Below are 22091 nucleotides of genomic sequence, written 5' to 3'. Positions count from 1 at the left end.
CTTCCCCCGGACCTGCCAGAGGCGAGGTCGGACATGCGGAAACTGAAGAGAACCTCGGCGGACCTCGTGGCCGAAGCGAGGGCGAAGATCGAGGAGATCGCACCCGCCGACCTGCTGGCGCGGCACGGCGATGCGGACCTCGTGATCGTGGATATCCGGGACGTCCGCGAACGCCAGAAGCTGGGCTTCATTCCGGGCAGCATTCACGCGCCGCGCGGGATGCTCGAGTTCTGGGTCGACCCTGAAAGCCCCTATTACCGCGAGGTTTTCGGGCAGGACAAGACATATGTCCTGCATTGCGCCGCCGGATGGCGGTCGGCGCTGGCGGCGGCCACGCTGACCGACATGGGGTTCGAGGCCGCCCACTTGGACGGCGGGTTCAAGGGCTGGGTCGAAGCCGGCGGGCCGGTCGAAGAGGCCGCGCCGCGTAGCTGACCGCGCCGGCCTGTTTCAGGGCGCCGGAAGCGATGCGACGGCCTCCCGCGCGCGGGCGATCATGCGGGTGAGGTCGGCCTCGCTGCTGGTGGGCCCGCGCCGTTCGATCTCGACGAGGATGCCGCGCAAGTCGTCGTAACCGACCAGCCCCGCCGAACCGGCCAGCTTGTGCGCCGCGGCAGCCATGGCCGAGCGGCCGGGCTCGTCCCGCGCGAGCAGGTCGAGGCCGCCGACGCCCTCGGTCAGCATGGCGCGGGCGTCCTCTAGGACCGTCATCGCCTTGTCGCGGCCAAGCGTCTCGATCAGTTCGGTCATCGCCGGCGAGATCCTGGACAGGACCCGACGGTCCGGCCCCCTCAGAACCGCGTAGAGCCGGTCGCGTGACAGGGGCTTGGTCAGCACGTCGTTCATGCCGGCACTCAGGAAGCGGTCGACGTCGTCCTGCATGGCATGCGCCGTCAGCGCGATGATGGGGGTTTGCGCGTTCGGCCCCTGCCCGCCCCGGATCCGGCGCGTCGCGGCGATGCCGTCCATGCGCGGCATGCTGATGTCCATCAGGATCATGTCGAACGGCTCGAGCGCCGCGCGTTCGACGCCTTCAAGCCCATCCTCGGCCTTGGTGACCGAGCAGCCGGCCTGCTCCAGCATCTCGCCCACGACCATTCGGTTGATCTCGTTGTCCTCGATGACGAGGACATGCGCGGACGAGACGGCCGTGCCGGTCGCCGCCTGCACCCGGGTGCTGCGCGGACGGCTCGCCAAGACCGCTGCCGCGTCGCAGAGGGGCAGCCTGAACCAGAACACCGATCCTTCCCCGCGCTCGCTTTCGACACCGAGTTCGCCGCCCATGAGCTCGACGAGACGGCGGACGATGCCGAGGCCAAGTCCCGTGCCTTCGACCTCGCGCTGGTAGGAGGCGTCGAGCGTGACGAAGTCCTGGAAGATGCGGGGGATATCCTCGGCCGCGATGCCATGGCCCGTGTCGATGACGCGGAAGTCCACGGTGCCCTCGTCGGGCGCGTGTTCGACCTCGATGGTGATGCGGCCGTTGTCGGTGAACTTGTTGGCGTTACCGACGAGGTTGAAGAGGATCTGGCGCAGGCGGGACGGGTCGCCCACCACGCGTCCGCGCGGCTCGCGGCAGACGTTGACCGCGATGGCGTTGCCGCGGCGTTCGGCCTGCGCGCGCATCCCGTCGGCGACGGAGCGCACCAGGTCGACCACGTCGAAGGGTTCGGCCGCGACCTCGGCCATGCCGGCGTCGACGCGCGAGATGTCGAGGACGTTGTTGACATGCTCCAGCAGGTGCCGCCCCGACGCTTCCATCACGCGGACATAGCGCATCTGGCGGTCGTCGAGACCGCTTTCGGACAAGAGATCGAGGGTGCCGAGGACGCCGTTCAGGGGCGTGCGCATCTCGTGGCTCATCACCGCGAGAAGCTCGGCCTTGGCCTTCTCGCCCGCCACGGCCAGGTCGCGGGCGGTGACAAGCTCGCGCTCGGCCCGGACGCGGTCCGAGATGTCGCGGATATAGGCCACGATCAGCTCGCCCTCGGCGCTGTCGGCAGAGGAAATCGAGAACTCGACCGGGAGGACCTCGCCGGCCTTGTTCATCACCTCGTACTGGTCGGCGCCGCGGTGCGCCACGGGGTCGCTGACGGTGCGCAGGAAGCGCTGCATGTCCTTCGTCACGGTGGCGCGAAGATGGCCGGGGATCATCAGCTCGGCGACGTTGGCGCCGACGGCCTCGTCGCGGGTGTAGCCGAAGATGCGCTCGGCCGCGCCGTTGTAGTCGACGATCCGGCCCTGCGGCGTGATGACGAGGATGGCGTCGATCGACGACGAGATCATCGCCTGAAGCCGGCTTCGGCCCGTCGCGATCTCTTCCGTCTGCCGCTTCGAGGACTGGATCAGGATGAACAGTGCGCCGACCGAAGCCATGAGCGTGGCGAGGAGCAGGAACATGATGACGCCAAGGTCGAAAAGCGCGCCAGCGACCCGGTTGCGCTGCATTTCGGCGGTGGTGGCGAAGACACCCACGGCCTGGAGGGCGATCAGCCGCATGTCGTAGTGCATGGCGTCAAGCTGTTCGGCGATGTCCGGAAGGGCGTCAAGCAGAGCCTCGGGAGGGCCGTCGATCAGCGGGACCGTGCGGTCGATGAAGGTCTCGATCGTGCGGCGCGTGTCCTGAAGCTCGGGCAGGCCGCGGACAGAGGCGAGCGAACCGGCTTCCTGGAAGGTCTGAAATCGCGAGTAGAACACGTCGAACCGGCGACGCACGGCGGCGAGGTCGGGTTCGGGGCCGACGATCGACTTGATGACGGTGGACTCGAACGCCAGGAACTCCACCTCGATCTGGGCGATGGACCATTGCGAGCTGTCGCTGTTGGCTGTCGCGAGCCGGTCGATCTCGTGCCGGGCGTCGGCCGAAAGGATCCAGATCATCATGGCCGAGGCCAGGACGGTCAGAGCGAAGAGCAGGCCCCAGACCCAGACGTGCGTCCGTCGGGGCGTCGGCAGGTCAGCCGCCGTCACCGCTGGCGCCGCGCCGTCAGGGAAGGACAGAGAGGCGGTCGAGTTGCCAGATGCTGCGGGAATAGATCACCTCGGACTGATATTCCTGTTTAGAATCGAATGGATAGACGATCCACAAGGGACCCTTGTCGCGCACGCTCATGTCTTCGCCGTTGCGGCGGTAGGCGATGATGGGGCCGTCCTCGACCGCGTCCGAGACGGGGATCTGCACCGCATAGTCGTTGATCGCACGCGCTTCGATCATGCCCTCTGCGACATCGACCACCGCCAGGAAATGCGCTAGCGGCACCCCGGTGAAGGTCTGGTCGCCCTCGGTCCAGATCGTCGTCGTGCGGAATGTCACGGCGGGCATCGCCGCCAGCGCTTCGCGGTCATATTCGTGGACGTCCTCGCCGACGCGAAAGGTGAGGATCGCCTCGCCCGCCGCGGCGAGCGCGGGCCAGGGGATCAGGACGGCGGCGATCAGGGCGCGGCAAAAACGGGTCATCACGGGCTCCATGATAAGGACATCGGTCGAGCGGGGAAATAACCTGTGCGGCGTTACGAAATCGTAACCCGACTCGGATCGATCTTCTGCTAGTCTGGCGGCCAGGCTGGGCACGCAGGTCGGCACCTCCACGTTCGCCTTGCCATTTCGACACATTGCTTCTCGAATTGTAGGCGAAGTAGCGTCGCGATAAGGGTTGGAGCAAGCGCTTCTTAAGGGTTTGCGCAGGATACCTCGGTGCCGCCACAGCAGGACGGGCACGGAATGCGGATACTGATCGCCGACGATCACGGGATGGTGCGGGACACCATTGCGCTCTTTCTCGAAACCGAGGGCGTGGAACAGATCGTGCGCGCCGAAAGCCTCGACGCGGCCCTCGCGGCGGTGCGCGGCACGGGAAGCTTCGACCTCGTCCTTCTCGACTACAACATGCCCGGGATGCTGGGCCTGTCCGGCCTGGAACGGATGCGTGCCGCGAACGACGGGCGGCCCGTCGCCATCCTCTCCGGCACGGCGACGCCCACGATTGCACGCGATGCGATCTCGGCCGGCGCCGCGGGTTTTCTGCCGAAGACGCTCGACGCGCGCTCGATGATCTCGGCGATCCGGCAGATGGTCGCCGGCAAGACCTATGTCCCTTTCGACTTTCTCGAGCGTGACGCGGCGCGGACGGTGGGCAACCTGACCGAGCGCGAGACCGAAGTTCTTCGCGGCCTCTGCGAGGGCAAGTCGAACAAGGAAATCGCGCGGGATCTCATGTTGCAGGAGGTCACGATCAAGCTTCACGTCAAGACGCTCTGCCGCAAGCTGGATGCGCGCAACCGGACGCAGGCCGCGATGATCGCGCGCGACCTGAGCCTGGTCTGACGCGCAGGGCGATGTCGTCCGGGGATCTTCTGGTAGGGCGGTGGCGTCCCGCAGGCGGGACGCCGTGAAATCCTTCGGCATGACCCTGTCGGGCGAGGTGGCGCTTCCCCTAGGCTTCGTTGCGGGGCGGATCGAGGCGGCAAGGCACGCGTTCGGCGAGGCGGAGGCCTTTCGCATAGGCATCGCGGCGGCGTCGGTTCTTTCCGGAGGTCCGGTCGTCGTGGGACGCGACGGCGATGCCGGAGAGGACGACGGGGATGCGGACCGGGGCGGCGCGCTGTCCGACGCCCTTGCGCGAGGTCTCGCGGCGCGGGGCGCAGACGCGATCGACCTGGGCGATTGCGGACGAGAGGAGGTCGACTTCGCCATCAGCTATCTCGGCGCGGCGGGTGGTCTTGCCTTGAGGATGCGTGGCGCGGACGAGGTCATCCTGGAGTTCGCGGGGCCCGGATGCCGGCCGCTTTCGGTCGACGCGTTCCGCCGTGTCGGCGTCCTTGCGCGCGCGCAGAACATCGACGCCCCGCTCAGCTCCGACGCGACGCGCGGATCGGTGCGACGGATGGACCTGCGGGAAGCCTTCGCCTGGTACGTCACCGGCCTTGTCGATCCCGGCGCCATCGGCTCGGTGCGTCTGTGCGTGGGAGCAGGATCGCGCTCGACGGCAGGCACCCTCGCGGCGGTTGCCGAAGCTCTTAGGGCGCGCGGAGCGGACCTCGACGTGATCGGAGACCGCGCGATTCCCGCCGACCGCCTGCCAGGTGCCATCCGGCGACACGGCTGCCACATGGGCCTGAACCTCGACGACGGCTGTCTCGGCGCGCGCTTCCTCGATGACGGCGGACGGGTCATCCGACCCCCTGCGCTGGCCGCGATCCTTGCCGACGCCGCCATCCGGCGCGCGCCGGGCGGGGCGGTTCTGCACGATCCGGCTTATGCCTGGACTCTCGGCGACCGAGTGGCGCGCGCGGGCGGGGAAAGCCGCAACCACTCCGGCGGGGCCGCGACGCTGGCGCAAGCGATGCGCGACGCGGGTGCGGTCTATGGCACGCACCGCGATGGCCGACACGTCTTTCGCGACTTCATGTTCCGCGACAGCGGAATGATCTCGCTTCTTCGACTGCTTGAAGTCAGGGGACGCGAGCGTGCCGACCTCAGCCAACTCTGCGAGGAACAGGAGGCGCGGTTTCCGGCGTCGGACGTACTTGGCTTCGACATCCCCGAGCCAGGGCGCGCGATGGACGACCTTCACGCGATGTTCCGTCCCGCGGCGATCCGCATCCATCGGGACGCGGCGCTGACGATGACCTTCGAGGCGTGGCGGTTTCATCTCTGGCGGCGCGGCGCGGCCGGTCTGGGCCTTACAGTCGAGACGCGGCGCGATCCGGGACTTCTGGCCGACCGCGTCGCGGCCCTGTCGCAGCGGATCGGGGGCTATGCCGCCGCCGGCTGAACCGGGTCGGGCGGCTGGAGCGAGACGATCCGCGCGCCCTCGCCCACCTGCAGGTCCGCCGTGTCGTCGACGAAGGACAAGTCGCGCCGCCCGTTCAACGTGGCGAGGATCATCGCCCCCGGCCGGGTCGCCCGCCAGTCGTCGAGCGTGAACTCTTCGGTGATGCGGGTCAGTCCGAAGCGCCAGCCGTCACGCATCAGCGTCTGGAGCGCATCGTAGCTGCGGCCCTCTCCGATGGACATGCCGCCAAGCTGCGAGGGAAGCGCGTGGCGTGCCTCGTTTTCGCGCGTGCGGGCGATGCGCCAGACCTTGTCGCGTCCGAACTCGGGGGCGAGGTCGGTGGTGACGAGGGTGTTGTAGGCGTCGTTGTCGGTCGCCGCGACGACGGTCGTATAGGCCAGAAGCTCGATCGAATGCTCGGCAGCCTCGCCCAGGATGTCGCCATAGAAGGTGGGGATCCCGGCGGTGCGCGCGGCCACGAGGTGGGCGTGGTTCGGATCGGTGAGAAGGACCGGAAGCTCGGCCTTCTTCAGCGCTTCGGCGAAGGCGGTGGTGAAGCGCGACCCGCCGATGAGAAGAACGCCCGGCGCCTCGCCGCCCGACAACCCCAGCCAGCGCGCCATAGGGGCGAGCGTGAAGCCGTGCAGCACGACGGTGGCGGCGACAAGCGCGAAGGCCAGCGGTCCGACGATGGCGCCGTCCGGGACCCCGGCTTCGGCCAGCCGCTCTCCGAACAGCCCTGCGACGGCGACGAGGACAACGCCGCGGGGGCCTGTGAAGGCGATGAGCGCACGTTCGCGCCAGGGCAGGTTGGTGCCGAGAAGCGAGACGAGGACGGTCAGCGGCCGCACCACGACGACGACGAGCGCCACGAAAAGAGCCGCGCGCCAGGTAAGCTGGCCCAGAACCGCGAAGTCGAGCGATGCGGCCAGAAGGATGAAGACGCCCGAGACCATGAGGACCGTCGCCTGCTCCTTGAAGCGCCTGAGTTCCTCGTAGGACGGAAGGTCCGCGTTGGCGATGACGAGGCCCATGACCGTCACGGCGAGAAGGCCGCTTTCGTGAAGCACGCCATCGGTCAGCGCGAAGGCGGCGATCACGCCGCTGAAAAGGACCGGGACCTTCATGTATTCGGGCACAAGCGCCTTGCGGAACAGGACCACGATCCCCGCACCGACGGCGAAGCCCGCGACCGCCGCGAAGACGATGCCGAAGGCCGTGGCGGCGAAACTGACCTCGGACGAGCCGTTGAGGACGAGGACCGTCTGGAAGGCGATGACGGCGGCGATGGCGCCGATGGGGTCGTTGACGATGGCCTCCCATTGCAGAAGCGCCGCGGGACGCCGTTGCAGGCGCGCCTGCCGCAGAAGGGGCGCGATGACGGTGGGGCCGGTGACGATCATGATGCCGCCGAAGACGGTCGAGGCTTCCCAGCTGAGCCCCGCGCCGTAGCGCAGCGCCAGCGTCGACAGAAGCCAGCCAAGCGGTGCGCCGATGACGACAAGGCGGAACACGCCCGCCCGCGCATCGCCAAGCTTGCGGAGGTCGAGCGTCAGACCGCCCTCGAAGAGGATCACCGCCACGGCGAGCGCCACGAGAGGTTGGACGAGAGCGCCGAACTCCAGTCCGGGATCGAGGACACCCGCGACAGGGCCGATCAGTACGCCCGCCGCCAGCATCAGCACGATGGCCGGAAGATGCAGCCGCCACGCCAGCCATTGCGAGCCGACGCCGAGTGCGCCCACGAGGGCCACCGCCGCCACCGGCCCCAGGCTTCCCGCCGTCTCGATCGCCATCTATCGCCCCCGCCTTGTTTGCAGAAGGGAAACCACGGCTTCGCCCACGTTGACAATGGGGTGCGACCTCCCGGCGGCCAGCGTGAGCCCCCCGGATGGGTGTGATCGGCGGCGCGTGAGCGCGGGACGTCACGCGGGCGCGCCGTCCAACCGTCTCGCCGTGAACCCCTTCACGACCTCCGGCACGACGACGAGCGGAAGGGCGAAGGCACCGATCGTCAGCCACTCGTCAATCGACAGGGGCACGGTCTTCAGAAGCGTCTGCAGGGGCGGCCAGTAGACCGCCGCGACCTGAAGCAGCAGGCTGGCCGTGAAGGCGGCGATCAGGACAGGGTTGGACAGCCATCCGATGGAAGTGACGGGCTTCTGCAGAGAGCGGAACGCGAACACGCTGACCTTCTCGAAGACCAGCATCCCGGTGAAGGCGGCCGTCCGGGCGAGGTCGGTGCCCAGGGGCAGGAGGGAGTAGAAGATCCAGAGGCTTGCGGCACTGGTGTAGACCCCGAAGCAGAGGACGAGCGCCATTCCCGTGCGACCCAGGATAGGCTCGCCCCGGCGGCGGGGCGGGCTGCGCATCTGTTCGGGCTCGGCCTTTTCCAGTCCGAGCGCCACGGCCGTCGCACCGTCGGTGATGAGGTTCATCCACAGGATCTGCGTGGCGAGAAAGATCACCGGCCCGCCGAGGAAGAGGTTGGCGAGGATCGCCATGACCTCGCCCGCGTTCGAACACAGGAGGTAGCGCACGAACTTGCGCACGTTGTCGAATTGCCGGCGGCCTTCGGCGATGGCGTTCACGATGGTGGAGAAGTTGTCGTCGAGAAGGATGAGGTCGGCGGCGCTTCGCGACACCTCGGTCCCGCGCACGCCCATGGCGATGCCGATGTCCGCCGTCTTGAGCGCAGGCGCGTCGTTGACGCCATCGCCGGTCATGGCGACGATCAGCCCCTGCGCCTGAAGCGTCTCGACGATCCTCAGCTTGTGCTCGGGTCTGGTCCTGGCGAAGAGGACGTCGTTTCGGAGGAGGTCCGAAAGCTGCTCGTCCGACAGCGCATCGAGGTCCCCACCCTCGACGACCTCCGGCCTGCCCAGTCCGACCTGCTCGGCGATGGCCGCGGCGGTGAGGCGGCCGTCTCCGGTGATCATCATCACGCGAATGCCCGCGCTCCTTGCGAGGGCGATGGCGGACTTCACCTCGGGCCGGGGCGGATCGATCATGCCGGCAAGGCCGAGGAAGACGAGGTCATGCTCCCTCACGTCGCCCTCGTCCGCGGGGCGCGCGGCGAGAGCCAGGACGCGCAGCCCCTGCGCCGCCATCCGGGCGTAGGCGTCCGCGATCCTCTGACGCGCGGACGGGTCCAGGGATTCGATGCCGTCCTGACCGAGATACGCCGTCGACCGGTCGAGAACGACCTCCGGCGCGCCCTTCACATGCAGGCGATAGCCGTCCCCCTCCCGCGCCAAGACGCTCATCCTCTTGCGTTCGCTCGAAAAGGCAACCTCGGCGATGCGGTCGGCAGGCGCGACCTCGCAGGCCCGACCCTTGCGGGCTACCGCCACCAGCGCGCCCTCGGTCGGATCGCCGATCATCGCCCATGTTTCGCCGTCCCGCCTCAGCGATGCGTTCGTACAGGTCAGGGCGGTCCGCAGCAGGGCGCCCAGGATCGGGTCGCTTTCGGCGTCGACGCGAATTCCGTCCCTCTCGATGAAGCCGTCCGTGGAGTAGCCCTCGCCAGTGACGTCGTAGGCGCTGTCGGGGGTCCACAGCCGCGTGACACGCATGGCGTTCTCGGTCAGCGTGCCGGTCTTGTCGGTGCAGATGACCGAAGCCGCGCCGAGTGTCTCGACCGCCTGGAGCCTTCTGGTCAGCGCCTGCCGCCGCGCCATCGCTGACGCCCCGAGCGCCAGGGTGATGGTCACGACCGCCGGCAGGCCCTCGGGCACCATGGCGACGGTCAGCGAAAGGCCCGTCATCACCATCTCGAAGATCGGCCGGCCGCCATACCAGCCGACGGCGACGACGAGGGCCGCCACGACGAGTGAGGCGAGACCGATCTCCTTTGCCAGTTGGCCGAGACGCTTCTGGAGTTCGGTCTGCTTTTCGCCGACGGCTCCCGTCAGCGCCGCGACCTTGCCGAAGTCCGTTTGGAGCCCCGTTTCGGTGACGATGCCTGTCGCGCGGCCGGCGACAAGGGTCGTTCCGGCGAAGAGTCGGCTGGCCGCGCCCTCGCCCCCGACCGTCTTTGGGACGGGGAGGGATTCTCCCGTCAGGGCGCTTTCATCCGTCCGAAGCTCCGTGCCGGCCTGCAGTCTCATGTCCGCAGGGATCGCCTCACCCGCGCTCACGATCACAAGATCACCCGGCACGATCTCGCGCGCTGCGATCTTCCGTTCGACGCCATCCCGGACGACGACGGCGACCGGCGTCAGCATGGCCCGCAGGGCCTCGAGGGCGGTCTCGGCACGCCACTCCTGGACGAAGCCGAGAACGGCGTTCAGGACGAGGACGACGAGGATGGCCAGTGCGTCGATCCGTTCGTCGAGAAGAAAGGCGATCGCGGCGGCGAGGCCCAGTATGAGGATGAGGAACCCGCGGAACTGCCGTGCCAGCACGACGAAGGGCGACAGCGCCTTCTGGCGGGGAATCTCGTTCCAGCCATATTGCTCACGCAGGGCGGCGACCGCTTCCGTGTCGAGACCACCGCCGCGGGTCGGGAGCGCGTCTTGCATCGTGCCTTGCCTCGGACCGGGTCTCGGTCTGCTAACATGCCCCGCCGCAATGTCCCATGCGCAAGATCAAAGCCTTGATTGTGAAGAGCTGCACCAGAGCCGACCTACGGCCGGACGGCGGAGGTCTCGAAGGTCAGCGACGCCCAGCAGCTATTCCACATGGCCTCGGCGGAGGCCTCGACAGGCTCCAGATGCACGGCGTTCAACAGGTACTTTCCGGGCTTCGCCATGCGGATGGTGGCCCGTCCGGCAGCATCGGTGCGGAACAGGGTGCGCTCGGTGCCGGCGGGCGGCACACTGTCGCGCGGCAGGAAGAAGACCGACACCTGAACGTCCGCCGCCGGTTCGCCCCGCCAGAGAGCCTCGACGTCGAGGGCGGCGCGTCCGAAGCCAGACAGCATAGGACGAGAACGGCGAGGACCCGGCTCATGCGGCTCGTCATCTCAGAGGGAAGCTCAATGCGATCGTCTTTCCGTCTCTGCTGATCTCGAGCCGCGCAACGCCTGAGGTCGCGACTTCTTCATATCTCGTGCGGTCGGTTTCGACGTTTCCGACGGGTTGCCCGATGACGCGGGCCACGACGTCGCCTGCGTTCAACCCTGTCATTCGCACGGAGCCGACAGGCGGGCGACCTGGACATTGGCGCCGCCGAACTCGACGCCTCGCTCGGTGCGGCGACGGGCTTTGCCCTCTTCGCGATCCTCGGGGCCGCCTACCATCGCAGGTTCGGCGTGGAAGGTCTGGGAGGCGGAGACGCGAAACTCCTCGCCGCCGCCGGAGCATGGCTTGGATGGCAACCCCTGCCCTTCGTCGTCCTGATCGCGTCGGCGGGCACGCTCGCGGTCGTGCTCCTGTCCCGCTCCAAGCGCCGCGACATCGCCTTCGGACCCGGCCTGGCGCTCGCGTTCGCGCTGGTCTGGCTGGCGTTCCTGTCGACGTGACGGCGATGGAGTTTGCGGTGTTGGCGCACCCGACAGGATTCGAACCTGTGACCTCTGCCTTCGGAGGGCAGCACTCTATCCAGCTGAGCTACGGGTGCCTGTGGCCGTCATAGCGTCAGAGGACGGGGGAGGCAATCGGGTATTCGGCGCCGCCTGACCGGGGTCGGCGGCGCCGGGAAGCATCAGTTCTGCGGTGCTGTACCGACGGGCTGGCGACCACGGTCGTTGTCATCGCGGCCGTCATCCTGCGGCTGGCGGTAGACCGGCGGGCAGTAGATGCCCGAGGCCGTTTGGACAGGCTGAAGACACTCGTCCTCGGGGACGCAAAGCTGCTGCGGAGCCGCGCCGGGCGTGTAGATCCAGCCCTCCTGGCAACTGCCGTTTCCGTACTTGTCGAACACCGGCTCGGGGCGGACCATCGTCGTTTCCGTCTGCGCGCAGGCGGTGAGGATCGCGGCCGTTCCGAGCGTGGCCATGAATTTCGTGAGGCTCATCATGTCTCTTCCTGATCGAGTTGGTCCCATCCCCAGGTTGCGCATACCTTCGGACTTCTTGTTGCGCGCTCAAGCAAAACTTTCGCATGATGCTCATGCAGGAACGCAGGACAGGGTATGATCGACTGGGATCACCTCAAGGTCGTGCTCGCGGTATCGCGCGCCGGGTCACTGACCGGCGCAGCGCTTCTCCTCGAGATGGACCAGACGACGGCGGGACGCCGTCTGTCGGCGCTGGAGGAGCAGCTCGAGACACGGCTCTTCCTGCGGGCGAAGACGGGCTTCCTGCCGACCGACGACGGGTTGGCCGCCATCGACCATGCCCTGCGCGTCGAGGCCGAGATCGCGCGGATGTCGGACGCGCTGGCCGAGGCACGCCACTGCGTGTCCGGCGTCGTGCGTCTGTCGGGAAACGACTGGATGCTGGACCGCCTTGCCGGGACGGTGCTGGGCGACGTCCTCGCCGAGAACGAGGGGATGGAGATCCGGATGAACGGCCGCCTGCCGCCCGTGCCGCTCTTTCCCGATCCGGGCATCGCTCTCTGGTTCGACGCCGAGGCCCATGCGCCGGAACGCGCGCATCCCTTCTGCACCGTACCCTACGCCGTCTATCGCGCGGCAAATGGCCCGACGACAGAGGGCGCCTGGGTGCAGTTTCGGGACGACCTGGCGACCGGGCCATCCTTCCGGCGGCAGGTCACGCGGCGGATGCCGAAGGGCGCGCGGGTGAGGCTGACGGCCACGGATGCGGGCACGCTTCTTTCGGCAGTCGCGGCGGGCGTGGGCCAGGGCACCCTGCCCGTCTGCCTCGGCGATGCGGACCCGCGCCTCGTGGCGGCGGAGGTGCCCGACGCAAGGATCGACCGGGTTCTCCACCTTTACGCCAGCGATGAAGTCCTGCGACTGCCGCGCGTGCGCCATCTCGTGAAGGGCATCGCCGCGCGGGCGGCCGAGGTTCTTGGCGGCCGTCTCCTGGCCGACGTGGATCGCCTGACCCAGGCCACGACCTAACAGATTGTTTTCTAATTCCTGTCAGTCTGCCCGGCGGGGGCCGAGGGGACATGAAGGATGGAGCATCTCGACGAAGACGACTGGGCACGCATCCTCTTCGCGCTGCGGCACTTCAGGCACAACGACGAATTCCTGACGACGACCGACAGGGTGACGGCAATCCTCGACCGGACGCGCTAGCCGAACAGGTCGTGGCAAAGCTCCAGCGCCTCGACCAGCGTATCGACCTCGGTCTCGGTATTGTAGAGCCCGAAGGACGCCCGGCAGGTCGCGGTGAGCCCCAGGTGATCCATCAGCGGACCGGCGCAGTGGTGCCCCGCCCGCACCGCGACACCCTTCTTGTCGAGGACGGTCGAGATGTCGTGGGCATGCGCCGCACCGTCGAGAGTGAAGGAAAAGATCGCGGCCTTGTCGGGCGTCGTGCCCTGCACCTGCAGCCAGTTCAGACCGTCGAGCCGTGACCGGGCATAGTCGCGCAGACGCTCCTCGTGGGCGGCGACGTTCTCCATCCCCAGGTCCATGAGATACTCGAGCGCCACGCCGAGGCCGATCTGCTGGACGATGCCGGGGGTGCCGGCCTCGAACTTCATGGGCGGATCGGCATAGGTTATCACGTCCTTGTGGACCTCGCGGATCATGTCGCCACCGCCAAGGAAGGGCCGCATCTCGGCCAGCCTCTCGCGGCGGATCCAGATCGCGCCGGACCCCGACGGGCCGTAAAGCTTGTGTCCCGTGATGGCATAGAAGTCGCAGCCGATATCCTCGACGTCGACCGGCATGTGGACCGCGCCTTGCGATCCGTCGACAAGGACCGGCACGCCCCTATCGCGCGCGCCGGCACAGATCGCCTTCACGTCGACGCGGGTGCCGAGAACGTTCGACAGTTGCGTCACCGCCACAAGTTTCGTGCGCGGGCCGATGGCGTCGATGATCTTCTCGGGCGGCAGCGCCCCCGTCTCGTCGACGTCGACCCACTTCAGCACCACGCCCTGACGCTCGCGCAGAAAGTGCCAGGGCACGATGTTGGCGTGATGCTCCATGACCGACAGGACGATCTCGTCGCCCGCCTCGAAGCGCGGCATGGCCCAGCCGTAGGCCACGAGGTTGATGCCTTCGGTCGTGCCCGAGGTCATCACGATCTCGTCTTCGTGGCGGGCATGGAGGAAGCGCGCGACGGTGCCGCGCACGGCCTCGTATTTCTCGGTCGCGAGGTTCGACAGGAAGTGCAGCCCGCGGTGGACGTTGGCGTATTCCATCGAATAGGCCTGCGTCACGGCGGCGATCACGACCTGCGGCTTCTGCGCCGACGCGCCGTTGTCCAGGTAGACCAGCGGCTTGCCGTTCACCTCGCGCGACAGGATGGGAAAGTCCTTGCGGACCTCAATGACGTCGTACATCAGCCCTGCCCTCCTCCGGCGACGATGGACAGGATCAGGATGCCGAAGACGTAGACCGCGACCCAGGCCATGACGACCACGGCAAATGCCTTGGCCGGCGTGGCGAAGCCGAAGATCTGGGCGAAGAACACGCTCTGAAGCCAGATCCAGGCCATGATCGCGCCAAGCCCCAGCAGACCCGCAAGCGGCGGCAGGACGAAGAGCAGGACGAGCATCGCAAGAAGGCCGAGCGAAAGGAGAAGCTCGAGCCAGGAGAACACCACGATCACCTGAGCGAGGTCGGCCGTGCCCCCCATGATCGAGGCGATCTTCCAGATGGCCCAGACGAGAGCGCCCGTGAAGGGGATCGTCACGAGGAACCGCATCAGGGGCGCGATCGGCTCGCCAAACGTGTCGGGCGGCGCGAGCTGGAACATCGGCTCGGTCACGAGGACAGAGATCGCCAGCGATGCGGCAAGAGCCATCCATGCCGTGCGGCCGGGAAGGTTCAGGCCCGCCAGCATCGCTGCGGCGCCCCGCGGATTGCGGAAAGTCTCGCGCATGAGTTCCGAAAACATCAGACGGTCTCCGCCCGGGCGCCCGCGACCGACAGGCCTGCGGCCGTAAAAAGCCCCACCGCGGCGACAGCCACTGTGCTGACCACGGTCAGCGCCGCACCGTCCCCGTCGAAGCCCGCGATCAGTCCCGACAGAAGCCAGGCCGGCACCGACGCAAGAAGCGCCCAGAACACCGCCTGCCTCACTCGGAAGGCAGTCGTGGCGACACCCGCCGCGCGCAGCACCAGGTGCAGGACAAGCGACAGCGCATAGAACGCCAGGGGCATCACCATGAGCCAGGCGAAAAGCGCACCCGCCATGCGCGCGTCGAGCGCGATGGACGGATCGAGGTGCGCCTCGCGCGCCAGCCTCGGCCATTGGGCGACGTAGATCAGCCCGCATGCGGCAAGAAGGATGGCAAGTGCCCTGTCCTCACGCGGCGGACCCGCCATCCGGCGGGCCTGCACCTGTCTCGGGGCGCGCCAGGTGCCCAGTATGTCCAGCACGATGCTCACCGTCTTCGCCGCGACAGCCAGCCTTCCAGCCGAGACCGGATGTCCTCGGAGATGGTGGCGTCCTCGACCTCGTCGATGGCTTCGGCGAGGAAGGCGAGGACCAGAAGGTCGGTCGCCTGCGATTCCGGCACACCGCGCGAGCGCAGGTAGAACATCGCATCCTCGTCGATCGCGCCCGAGGTCGAGCCATGCGAACAGGCGACATCGTCGGCATAGATCTCAAGCTCGGGCTTCGCGAGGAACTGCGCATCCTCGTCGAGCAGAAGCGCCTGGCTGATCTGATAGCCGTCGGTCTTCTGCGCGCCGCGCTTCACCAGGATCTTGCCCTGAAAGACGCCGACCGCCCCGTTGCGCAGGACCTTCTTGAAGACCTGGCGGCTTTCGCAGTTCAGCGCGTCATGGACAATGAATACCGTGTCGTCATGGTGGAAGTCGCCGTCGCCGACGGCGGCGCCAGCGACATGCGCCACGGCGTCGTCGCCGGTCAGCTCCAGAAAGACCTCGTTCCGCGTCAGGCGCCCGTTCGAGGTCAGGGTGAAGGACTTGAAAACGCTCTCCTTGCCGAGACGGCCGAAGAGATGCGTGACGGCGCGGCGTTCGTGGTCGCGACCCTGCGCGCGGACGTGGTGGAAGGCGGCGCGGTCGGCGACGTCGACCTCCATGCACTTGTTGAAGCGCGCGGCGGCGGGCCCGTTCTCCAGAAGGGTCAGCTCGGCCCCCTCCTCCAGCCGCACGACCACGTGCAGCATGGCGTCGCTGTCCGTCTTCTCGTGCAGGTATCGCAGGTGGACAGGCTTCGTGACGCGTCCCGTGACGCGGATGACGACACCGTCGGCCGCGAAAGCGGTATTCAAGGCGGCGAAGGGACGGACGACGGGCACCTGCGCGCGGGCTTCCAGTACGCCGTAGAGGTCCTTGGCCCAGTGGATGTCGGCGCGGGCGGCGTCGGCCAGCCGCTCGATCTCCAGCCCCTCGCCTTCGAGCTTGTCCGAGGCGGCCTCGTCGAAAACGCCGTCGCGAAAGACGATGCACAGACGGTCGAGGGCGCCAAAGACCTGGGTTTCCTTCGCCTCCAGAATGGCGGCCTCGGGGGCCGCGGCGGCATTCAGCTCGTCAGGCCGGGTGAAACGCCAGTACTCGTCGCGACGCTCCGGCAGACCCATGGAGCGGAACCGCGCCAGCGCCTCGTCCCGGGCCTTGCGGATCCAGCCCCCGCCTCCGGGCGTGTCGAGGGCGGCGATCCGCGCCTCGGTGGCGTCCTGCCTCTTTTGCGGCAATGCCATCAGGCCACCTCCGCCAGGATGTCGGCATAGCCGTTCTGCTCGACCTCGAGCGCAAGCTCGGGACCGCCGGACTTCACGATGCGCCCATTCGCCATGATGTGGACGACGTCGGGGCGGATATGGTCGAGAAGGCGCTGGTAGTGCGTGATGACGAGGAAGGCCCGGCCCGCGTCGCGAAGCGCGTTCACGCCCTCGGCCACAAGGCGCATGGCGTCGACGTCGAGGCCCGAGTCGGTCTCGTCGAGGATGCACATCCGGGGCTCTAGGATCGCCATCTGGAGGATCTCGTTCCGCTTCTTCTCGCCGCCCGAGAAGCCCACGTTGACGGGCCGCTTCAGCATGTCGGGCTCGATCTCGAGAGCCTTCGACTTTTCGCGGACGAGCTTGAGGAAGTCGCCCGCACTGACCTCGGGTTCGCCACGGGCCTTCTTCTGAGCGTTGAGCGCGGTGCGCAGGAAGGTCATGTTGCCGACGCCCGGGATCTCGACCGGGTACTGGAACGCCAGGAAGAGACCCGCCGCCGCGCGCTCCTCGGGCTCCATGCCCAGAAGGTCCTTGCCTTCCAGCGTGGCGGTCCCGCCGGTCACCTCATAGCCGTCGCGTCCCGACAGGACGTAGGACAGCGTCGACTTGCCCGACCCGTTCGGTCCCATGATGGCGTGGACGGCGCCTGCGGGCACCTCGAGGTCGACCCCTTTCAGGATCTCCTTGTCCTCTTCCTCGAGCTTCACCTCGAGGTTTTCGATCTTCAGCATGTCTTTCTTCCTCGCATGACGACAGAAAGGGCACCGCCCGGATGGCGGCGCCCTTCCAAATTCAAAGAGTGTGGGTTGCGGAGACTCAGGCCTTGCCGAGCTGGCTCTCGACGAATTCGTCCGAGAAGAACGCGGCATAGACGCCGGGCACCGATTTGATGAGCACGGGCTGGTACTGGACCATCACGAAAAGCCCGGCCGCGATCGCGGCAAGCCGGACCACGCCCATGAGCTGAAAGGTCCAGGCGAAGAGCACCGCGAAGAACCCGCCGATCACGATATGCGCAACCGGCACGTAGGGCGCCGCCGGCGTGGCCGACAGGTCGAGCTGGATCAGTCCGGTTTCGGCGAAGAGGTGATAGGATGCGGCTTGGCCCACGAACATCGACAGCGCGCCGAAGAGAAACGCAAGGATCAGAAGCGACACGCCGGAGGCGCGGCCGATTTCCTTCTTTGACTGTTTCTTCTTCTTCAACCGCACGGTAGTGCCGGGCTTGCGCTTCTGACCGGCGCGCACCTCGTCCCGAGGCCCGATGTGGACCTCGCCCATGGTGTTGTCGCCGCCCTTCTTGATCCGGGACAGCCTGTCCTCGAACCCGGTGCGCTGAATCTTCGAGGTCGCCATGCCTCTCGCCCTTCTGCTCGTGCCGCGGCGACACTCGCAACGGATCGTGGCCAGAAGATGGCGCAATCGCGGAAAATCCCGCGATACTGTCGCCGTTTCGGGCGAGTTTATGGAGAGGGGACAGGATCATTCGACCGTGACGGCGGTGCCCGAGGCCGAGACCATCAGCATGCCGTTGCCCTCGCCGATCACCTCGTAGTCGAGGTCGACACCGACGACGGCGTTTCCGCCGGCTTTCGCGGCGCGCTGCTCAAGCTCGCGGAGCGCGATCTCGCGCGCTTCCTGCAGCGACTTCTCGTAGGCGCCCGACCGGCCGCCGACGATGTCCGTCACGCGGGCGAACATGTCGCGGAAGATGTTGGCGCCGATGATGGCCTCGCCCACGACGACGCCGTGATAGGCGGTGATGCGGCGGCCCTCGATCGAGGGCGTGGTGGTGACGATCATGCTGCTATCCCCTGAAGACAAAGGCCGCGCCAACGGCGATGAAGGCGAAGCCGATGACCGTGTTCAGCGTCACGGCCTCCTTGAGATAGAGCGCCGAGAAGCCCACGAAAACGGTCAGCGTCACAATCTCCTGGATCGTCTTGAGCTGCGCCGCCGAATAGACCGAGTGCCCGATCCGGTTGGCCGGCACCGCGAGGCAGTACTCGAAGAACGCGATGCCCCAGGACACGAGGATCACGACGATCAGAGGCGTCGCCTTGAACTTCAGGTGCCCGTACCACGCGAAGGTCATGAAGACGTTCGACAGGGCCAGCAGGACGATCGGCAGGACCGTGGGGGGTATGACGGCTGTCAATCACGGCAACTCCGGGGCGCGCGCTACGTCGCGGGCCTTCAGGTCGGCTATGGCCTTGAACTTGTCCGCGTCGCGCGTGTCTCGATGGTTCTGCCTCAGACGTTCCGCGCGCCGTCCACGGGCGGCCGCCAGCGGCCATCCGACAAGCACCGTCAGAAGCACGCCCACGAACGCGGCGGCAATGGCACTTCCCCAGAGCGTCATCTGATCCGGGAGCTGATACAGCGTCGTCACGGTCCCGATGAGGCCCGCTAGCACGGCAAATGGCCAGGCATCCAGCCTGGGATTGCGGACCTGGAGCATCAGCCCGTCGTCGGTGCTGCCGCCCGTCGTCATCGCCTATCCCACCGAGCCTTCGAGCGAGATCGCCACCAGCTGCTGCGCCTCCATCGCGAACTCCATCGGCAGGGCCTGGAGCACCTCCTTGCAGAAGCCGTTCACGATCACCGCCACCGCCTCCTCCTCGTCAAGGCCCCGGCTCCGGCAGTAGAACATCTGCTCGTCGTCGACCTTTGACGTCGTCGCCTCGTGCTCGACGCGGGAGGAATTGTTCTTGACCTCGATGTAGGGGACCGTGTGCGCCCCGCATTCGGAGCCGATCAGAAGGCTGTCGCACTGAGTATAGTTGCGCGAGTTCTTGGCTTTCGGGTGCATCGACACGAGGCCGCGATAGGTGTTCTGCGCCTTGCCCGCGCTGATCCCCTTGGACACGATCCGCGACCGGGTGTCCTTGCCCAGGTGGATCATCTTCGTGCCGGTGTCGGCCTGCTGGTAGTTGTTGGTGATGGCGATGGAATAGAACTCGCCCTGGCTCTCGTCGCCGCGCAGGATGCAGGACGGATACTTCCACGTCACGGCCGAGCCGGTCTCGACCTGCGTCCACATCACCTTCGAGCGGTCGCCGCGGCAATCGGCGCGCTTGGTGACGAAGTTGAAGATCCCGCCCTTGCCGTTCTCGTCGCCCGGATACCAGTTCTGGACAGTGGAATACTTGATCTCGGCGTCCTCGAGCGCCACCAGCTCGACCACGGCGGCGTGAAGCTGCGTCGTGTCGCGCTGCGGCGCGGTGCAGCCCTCGAGGTAGGAGACGTAAGAACCCTTGTCGGCGATGATGAGCGTCCGCTCGAACTGGCCCGTGTTCTCGGCGTTGATGCGGAAATAGGTCGACAGCTCCATCGGGCAGCGCACGCCTGGCGGCACGTAGACGAAGGAGCCGTCGGAAAAGACCGCCGCGTTGAGCGTGGCGTAGAAGTTGTCCGACTGCGGCACGACCGAACCCAGGTACTTCTTCACCAGGTCGGGGTGATTGCGGATCGCCTCGGAGATCGAGCAGAAGATGACGCCCGCCTTGGCGAGCTCCTTCTGGAAGGTGGTGCCGACCGAGACGCTGTCGAAAACGGCATCGACGGCGACCTTGCGGCCCTCGGCGGGCGCGTCCTCGGCCCCCTCGACGCCCGCGAGGATCATCTGTTCCTTCAGCGGGATGCCGAGCTTGGCGTAGGTTTCCAGAAGCTTCGGGTCGACCTCATCGAGCGACTTCGGCTTCACAGCCATGCTCTTGGGCTTGGCGTAGTAGTACTGGTCCTGGAAGTCGATCTTGGGATAGTGGACCATCGCCCATTCGGGCTCGTCCATCGACACCCACCGGCGATAAGCCGTCAGACGCCATTCGGTCATCCACTCCGGCTCGCCGTTCTTGTCCGAGATCAGGCGCACGATGTCCTCGGACAGACCCTTGGGGGCGTAGTCCATCTCGATGTCGGTGTTCCAGCCGTACTTGTACTTGCCCGACAGCGACCGGACCGCATCCACGGTGTCCTGGTCGACGCCTTCCTTCACCTCGTTGTCCAGTGCGGCCATACCGGTGTCCTTCCTCATGCCGCCCGTTGGCGGTATTTCCTTTCTTGCTTCAGCCAGGCATCGGCGAAGCGCATGATATCGTCTTCCGTCGTCGTGGGACCCAGTGACACGCGCAGCGCGCCTTCCGCGGCCCGGGCGTCGAGACCCATGGCCTGAAGCACCCTCGGCGTCTTGACCTTGCCAGACGAGCAGGCCGACCCCGACGACACCGCGAACCCCGCCAGATCCATCTGCATCACCTGCGTCTCGCCCTTCCAACCGGGCGTGACGAAGCAGGACGTGTTCGGCAGGCGTCGCGACTCTTTCCCGACAAAAATAGTCTCTTTCGCGCCGGACACCAGAGCGGATTCTAGAATATTTCTAAGTTTCTCCACCCCGGTCCAGACGCCCGCATCGAGATCGCGCAGCGCGGCGCGCGCTGCTGCGCCGAACCCTGCGATGCCGGTGACGTTCTCGGTGCCGGATCTTCGCCCAAGTTCCTGCCCGCCGCCCGACTGGATCGCGGTGATGTCCATGCCGTCCCGCACGATCAGAGCGCCCACGCCCTTGGGGCCGCCCAGCTTGTGCGCCGACAGGCAGGCAAGCGCTGCGCCCGACCAGGCGAAGGACCAGGGGATGCGGCCCACGGCCTGCGTCACGTCGAGGAACAGGCTGTCCGCCCGCGCGGCGCCGAAGGGGTACGTGCCGTCCAACTTGTCCGGCGGGTCGGTGATGACGCCCGTCTCTGAATTGGCGAGCCCCATCGCCAGCGTGTGTCCCGGTCCATCGGGCCTCTCGGACCAGTTCGACATGCGGACATGCGCCCAGACCGCGTCGTGCGCGGTCGGATCGACCAGGACGTCGTACTGCGCGGGCACCGTCGACAGCACGCGGGCGGCCTCGGTCGCGCCCGAGGTGAACACCACCTCGCCCGGCTTGCAGCCGACCAGTGCGGCCACGTCGGCGCGGGCGTTTTCGACCAGCGCCCGCGCTGCCCGCCCCTCGGCGTGGACGGACGAAGGGTTGCCCGCCACCTCCATCGCGGAGAGCATCGCCTCGCGCGCCTCCGGCCTCAGGGGGGCGGTCGCGTTCCAGTCGAGATAGACACGCCCCGCCCCGCCCGTCATGCCTCGTCCACCACCTCGAAGAGAGCGGGGACGGCAGGACAGGGCACCAGCTCGTTCGTCACCACGTCGGACAGCCGGACCTGGTGGAGGAAGACGTAGACATGCGCCGACAATCCCTCCCAAAGCCGGTTGGTCAGGCTTTGAGCCTTCGACCCCGACACGCCGCCGGACGCGCCCGCGCCGGTATGCATGGCGCTGACCGTCTCGTCCACGGCGCCGAGGATTTCGCTCACGCGGATGTCGGACGCAGGGCGCGCCAGACGGTAGCCGCCGCCGGGACCGCGCACGGAGTCCACCAGCCCCGCGCGTCGCAGCTTGACGAAGAGCTGTTCGAGGTAGGGCAGCGAGATATCCTGCCGGCGCGAGATCTCGGCCAGCGAGAGGTGCAAATCGTCCTTGGCAAGTGCGAGATCGGCGAGCGCCACCATCGCATACCTGCCTTTCGTGCTCAGTTTCATGGAACCGCCTG

The 22091-nt window shown here is 67.2% G+C and carries 24 protein-coding genes and 1 tRNA gene; 6 read left to right on the top strand and 19 right to left on the bottom strand.

All coding sequences use genetic code 11. The annotated features are described in order from the left end of the window. Positions 1–33 precede the first annotated feature (33 nt). Positions 34–435, top strand: coding sequence for a rhodanese-like domain-containing protein (locus C8D95_RS06985; protein ID WP_109758432.1), 402 nt, complete (start codon positions 34–36; stop codon positions 433–435). A 15-nt stretch (positions 436–450) separates the two neighbouring features. Here C8D95_RS06985 and C8D95_RS06980 read toward each other — a convergent pair whose 3' ends face one another. Both C8D95_RS06980 and C8D95_RS06975 read right to left on the bottom strand, forming a co-directional pair. After that, the gene (locus C8D95_RS06980; RefSeq protein WP_109758431.1) at positions 451–2970 is read right to left on the bottom strand and encodes a hybrid sensor histidine kinase/response regulator; all 2520 of its coding nucleotides are present in this window, start codon (positions 2968–2970) and stop codon (positions 451–453) included. A gap of 16 nt (positions 2971–2986) precedes the next feature. Continuing rightward, entirely contained in the window at positions 2987–3457 is a 471-nt protein-coding gene (locus tag C8D95_RS06975; protein WP_206508299.1) for a putative pterin-binding protein, read from the bottom strand. A 264-nt stretch (positions 3458–3721) separates the two neighbouring features. Here C8D95_RS06975 and C8D95_RS06970 point away from each other — a divergent pair, with 264 nt between their 5' ends. Beyond that, positions 3722–4324: a response regulator transcription factor gene (locus C8D95_RS06970; RefSeq protein ID WP_109758429.1), complete on the top strand. Its 603-nt coding sequence runs from the start codon at positions 3722–3724 to the stop codon at positions 4322–4324. 64 nt (positions 4325–4388) lie between these two features. After that, a complete protein-coding gene (locus tag C8D95_RS06965; protein WP_109758428.1) occupies positions 4389–5774 on the top strand; it encodes a phosphohexomutase domain-containing protein in 1386 nt (461 codons plus the stop codon). Here C8D95_RS06965 and C8D95_RS06960 read toward each other — a convergent pair. From C8D95_RS06960 to C8D95_RS06950, 3 genes are all read right to left on the bottom strand, one after another. Continuing rightward, positions 5756–7570 (bottom strand): cation:proton antiporter, encoded by a 1815-nt coding sequence (locus C8D95_RS06960; protein WP_109758427.1) that lies wholly within the window; start codon positions 7568–7570, stop codon positions 5756–5758. The genes C8D95_RS06965 and C8D95_RS06960 overlap by 19 nt on opposite strands. A gap of 129 nt (positions 7571–7699) precedes the next feature. Then, entirely contained in the window at positions 7700–10297 is a 2598-nt protein-coding gene (locus C8D95_RS06955; RefSeq protein WP_109758426.1) for a cation-translocating P-type ATPase, read from the bottom strand. Between the two features lie 104 nt (positions 10298–10401). Continuing rightward, the gene (locus tag C8D95_RS06950; protein WP_109758425.1) at positions 10402–10698 is read right to left on the bottom strand and encodes a DUF4198 domain-containing protein; all 297 of its coding nucleotides are present in this window, start codon (positions 10696–10698) and stop codon (positions 10402–10404) included. Between the two features lie 186 nt (positions 10699–10884). Between C8D95_RS06950 and C8D95_RS06945 the strand changes: the two genes are divergently transcribed. Then, positions 10885–11238, top strand: a complete 354-nt coding sequence (locus tag C8D95_RS06945; protein ID WP_109758424.1) for a prepilin peptidase — start codon at positions 10885–10887, stop codon at positions 11236–11238. Between the two features lie 21 nt (positions 11239–11259). Here C8D95_RS06945 and C8D95_RS06940 read toward each other — a convergent pair. Continuing rightward, a tRNA-Arg gene (locus C8D95_RS06940) sits at positions 11260–11336 on the bottom strand. 84 nt (positions 11337–11420) lie between these two features. Further along, positions 11421–11732: a hypothetical protein gene (locus tag C8D95_RS06935; RefSeq protein WP_126918568.1), complete on the bottom strand. Its 312-nt coding sequence runs from the start codon at positions 11730–11732 to the stop codon at positions 11421–11423. 117 nt (positions 11733–11849) lie between these two features. Between C8D95_RS06935 and C8D95_RS06930 the strand changes: the two genes are divergently transcribed. Further along, complete coding sequence (locus C8D95_RS06930; RefSeq protein ID WP_109758422.1) at positions 11850–12743, top strand: LysR family transcriptional regulator; 894 nt, start codon at positions 11850–11852, stop codon at positions 12741–12743. 57 nt (positions 12744–12800) lie between these two features. Further along, positions 12801–12923: a hypothetical protein gene (locus C8D95_RS22725; RefSeq protein WP_277601021.1), complete on the top strand. Its 123-nt coding sequence runs from the start codon at positions 12801–12803 to the stop codon at positions 12921–12923. On the opposite strand, the gene C8D95_RS06925 is transcribed toward C8D95_RS22725, so the two are convergent. The 12 genes from C8D95_RS06925 to iscR all read right to left on the bottom strand — a co-directional run bounded on the left by C8D95_RS06925 (position 12920) and on the right by iscR (position 22080). Continuing rightward, positions 12920–14140 carry a cysteine desulfurase gene (locus C8D95_RS06925; RefSeq protein WP_109758421.1) on the bottom strand — a complete coding sequence of 407 codons (1221 nt, stop codon included), beginning with the start codon at positions 14138–14140 and terminating at the stop codon, positions 12920–12922. The genes C8D95_RS22725 and C8D95_RS06925 overlap by 4 nt on opposite strands. Beyond that, positions 14140–14697, bottom strand: coding sequence for a hypothetical protein (locus C8D95_RS06920; protein ID WP_109758420.1), 558 nt, complete (start codon positions 14695–14697; stop codon positions 14140–14142). Before C8D95_RS06920 ends, C8D95_RS06925 begins: the two co-directional genes overlap by 1 nt. Further along, positions 14697–15182, bottom strand: coding sequence for a YIP1 family protein (locus C8D95_RS06915; protein ID WP_241239654.1), 486 nt, complete (start codon positions 15180–15182; stop codon positions 14697–14699). Before C8D95_RS06915 ends, C8D95_RS06920 begins: the two co-directional genes overlap by 1 nt. 5 nt (positions 15183–15187) lie before the next feature. Continuing rightward, complete coding sequence (sufD, locus tag C8D95_RS06910) at positions 15188–16474, bottom strand: Fe-S cluster assembly protein SufD (RefSeq protein ID WP_109758418.1); 1287 nt, start codon at positions 16472–16474, stop codon at positions 15188–15190. Continuing rightward, positions 16474–17229: a Fe-S cluster assembly ATPase SufC gene (sufC, locus tag C8D95_RS06905; RefSeq protein ID WP_109758417.1), complete on the bottom strand. Its 756-nt coding sequence runs from the start codon at positions 17227–17229 to the stop codon at positions 16474–16476. The genes sufD and sufC overlap by 1 nt, the downstream gene beginning before the upstream one ends. An 85-nt stretch (positions 17230–17314) precedes the next feature. Next, complete coding sequence (locus C8D95_RS06900; protein WP_109758416.1) at positions 17315–17854, bottom strand: hypothetical protein; 540 nt, start codon at positions 17852–17854, stop codon at positions 17315–17317. Positions 17855–17980: 126 nt separating this feature from the next. Beyond that, the gene (locus C8D95_RS06895) at positions 17981–18301 is read right to left on the bottom strand and encodes a heavy metal-binding domain-containing protein (protein WP_109758415.1); all 321 of its coding nucleotides are present in this window, start codon (positions 18299–18301) and stop codon (positions 17981–17983) included. A 4-nt stretch (positions 18302–18305) separates the two neighbouring features. Further along, positions 18306–18656: a DMT family protein gene (locus C8D95_RS06890; RefSeq protein WP_109758414.1), complete on the bottom strand. Its 351-nt coding sequence runs from the start codon at positions 18654–18656 to the stop codon at positions 18306–18308. After that, entirely contained in the window at positions 18657–18992 is a 336-nt protein-coding gene (locus C8D95_RS06885) for a hypothetical protein (RefSeq protein WP_109758413.1), read from the bottom strand. 3 nt (positions 18993–18995) lie between these two features. Then, complete coding sequence (sufB, locus tag C8D95_RS06880) at positions 18996–20516, bottom strand: Fe-S cluster assembly protein SufB (protein WP_109758412.1); 1521 nt, start codon at positions 20514–20516, stop codon at positions 18996–18998. A gap of 14 nt (positions 20517–20530) precedes the next feature. Further along, positions 20531–21622, bottom strand: coding sequence for a cysteine desulfurase family protein (locus C8D95_RS06875; RefSeq protein WP_109758411.1), 1092 nt, complete (start codon positions 21620–21622; stop codon positions 20531–20533). Next, on the bottom strand, positions 21619–22080 hold the full coding sequence (iscR, locus tag C8D95_RS06870) for a Fe-S cluster assembly transcriptional regulator IscR (protein WP_109758410.1): 462 nt from the start codon (positions 22078–22080) through the stop codon (positions 21619–21621). The genes C8D95_RS06875 and iscR overlap by 4 nt, the downstream gene beginning before the upstream one ends. Positions 22081–22091 lie beyond the last annotated feature (11 nt).

Origin of the sequence: Silicimonas algicola (assembly GCF_003148765.1) — a bacterium.
GTDB classification, from domain to species: domain Bacteria; phylum Pseudomonadota; class Alphaproteobacteria; order Rhodobacterales; family Rhodobacteraceae; genus Silicimonas; species Silicimonas algicola.
The sequence above is the reverse complement of the archived record's forward strand: the minus strand, read 5'-3'. Positions and strand labels throughout refer to the sequence as shown.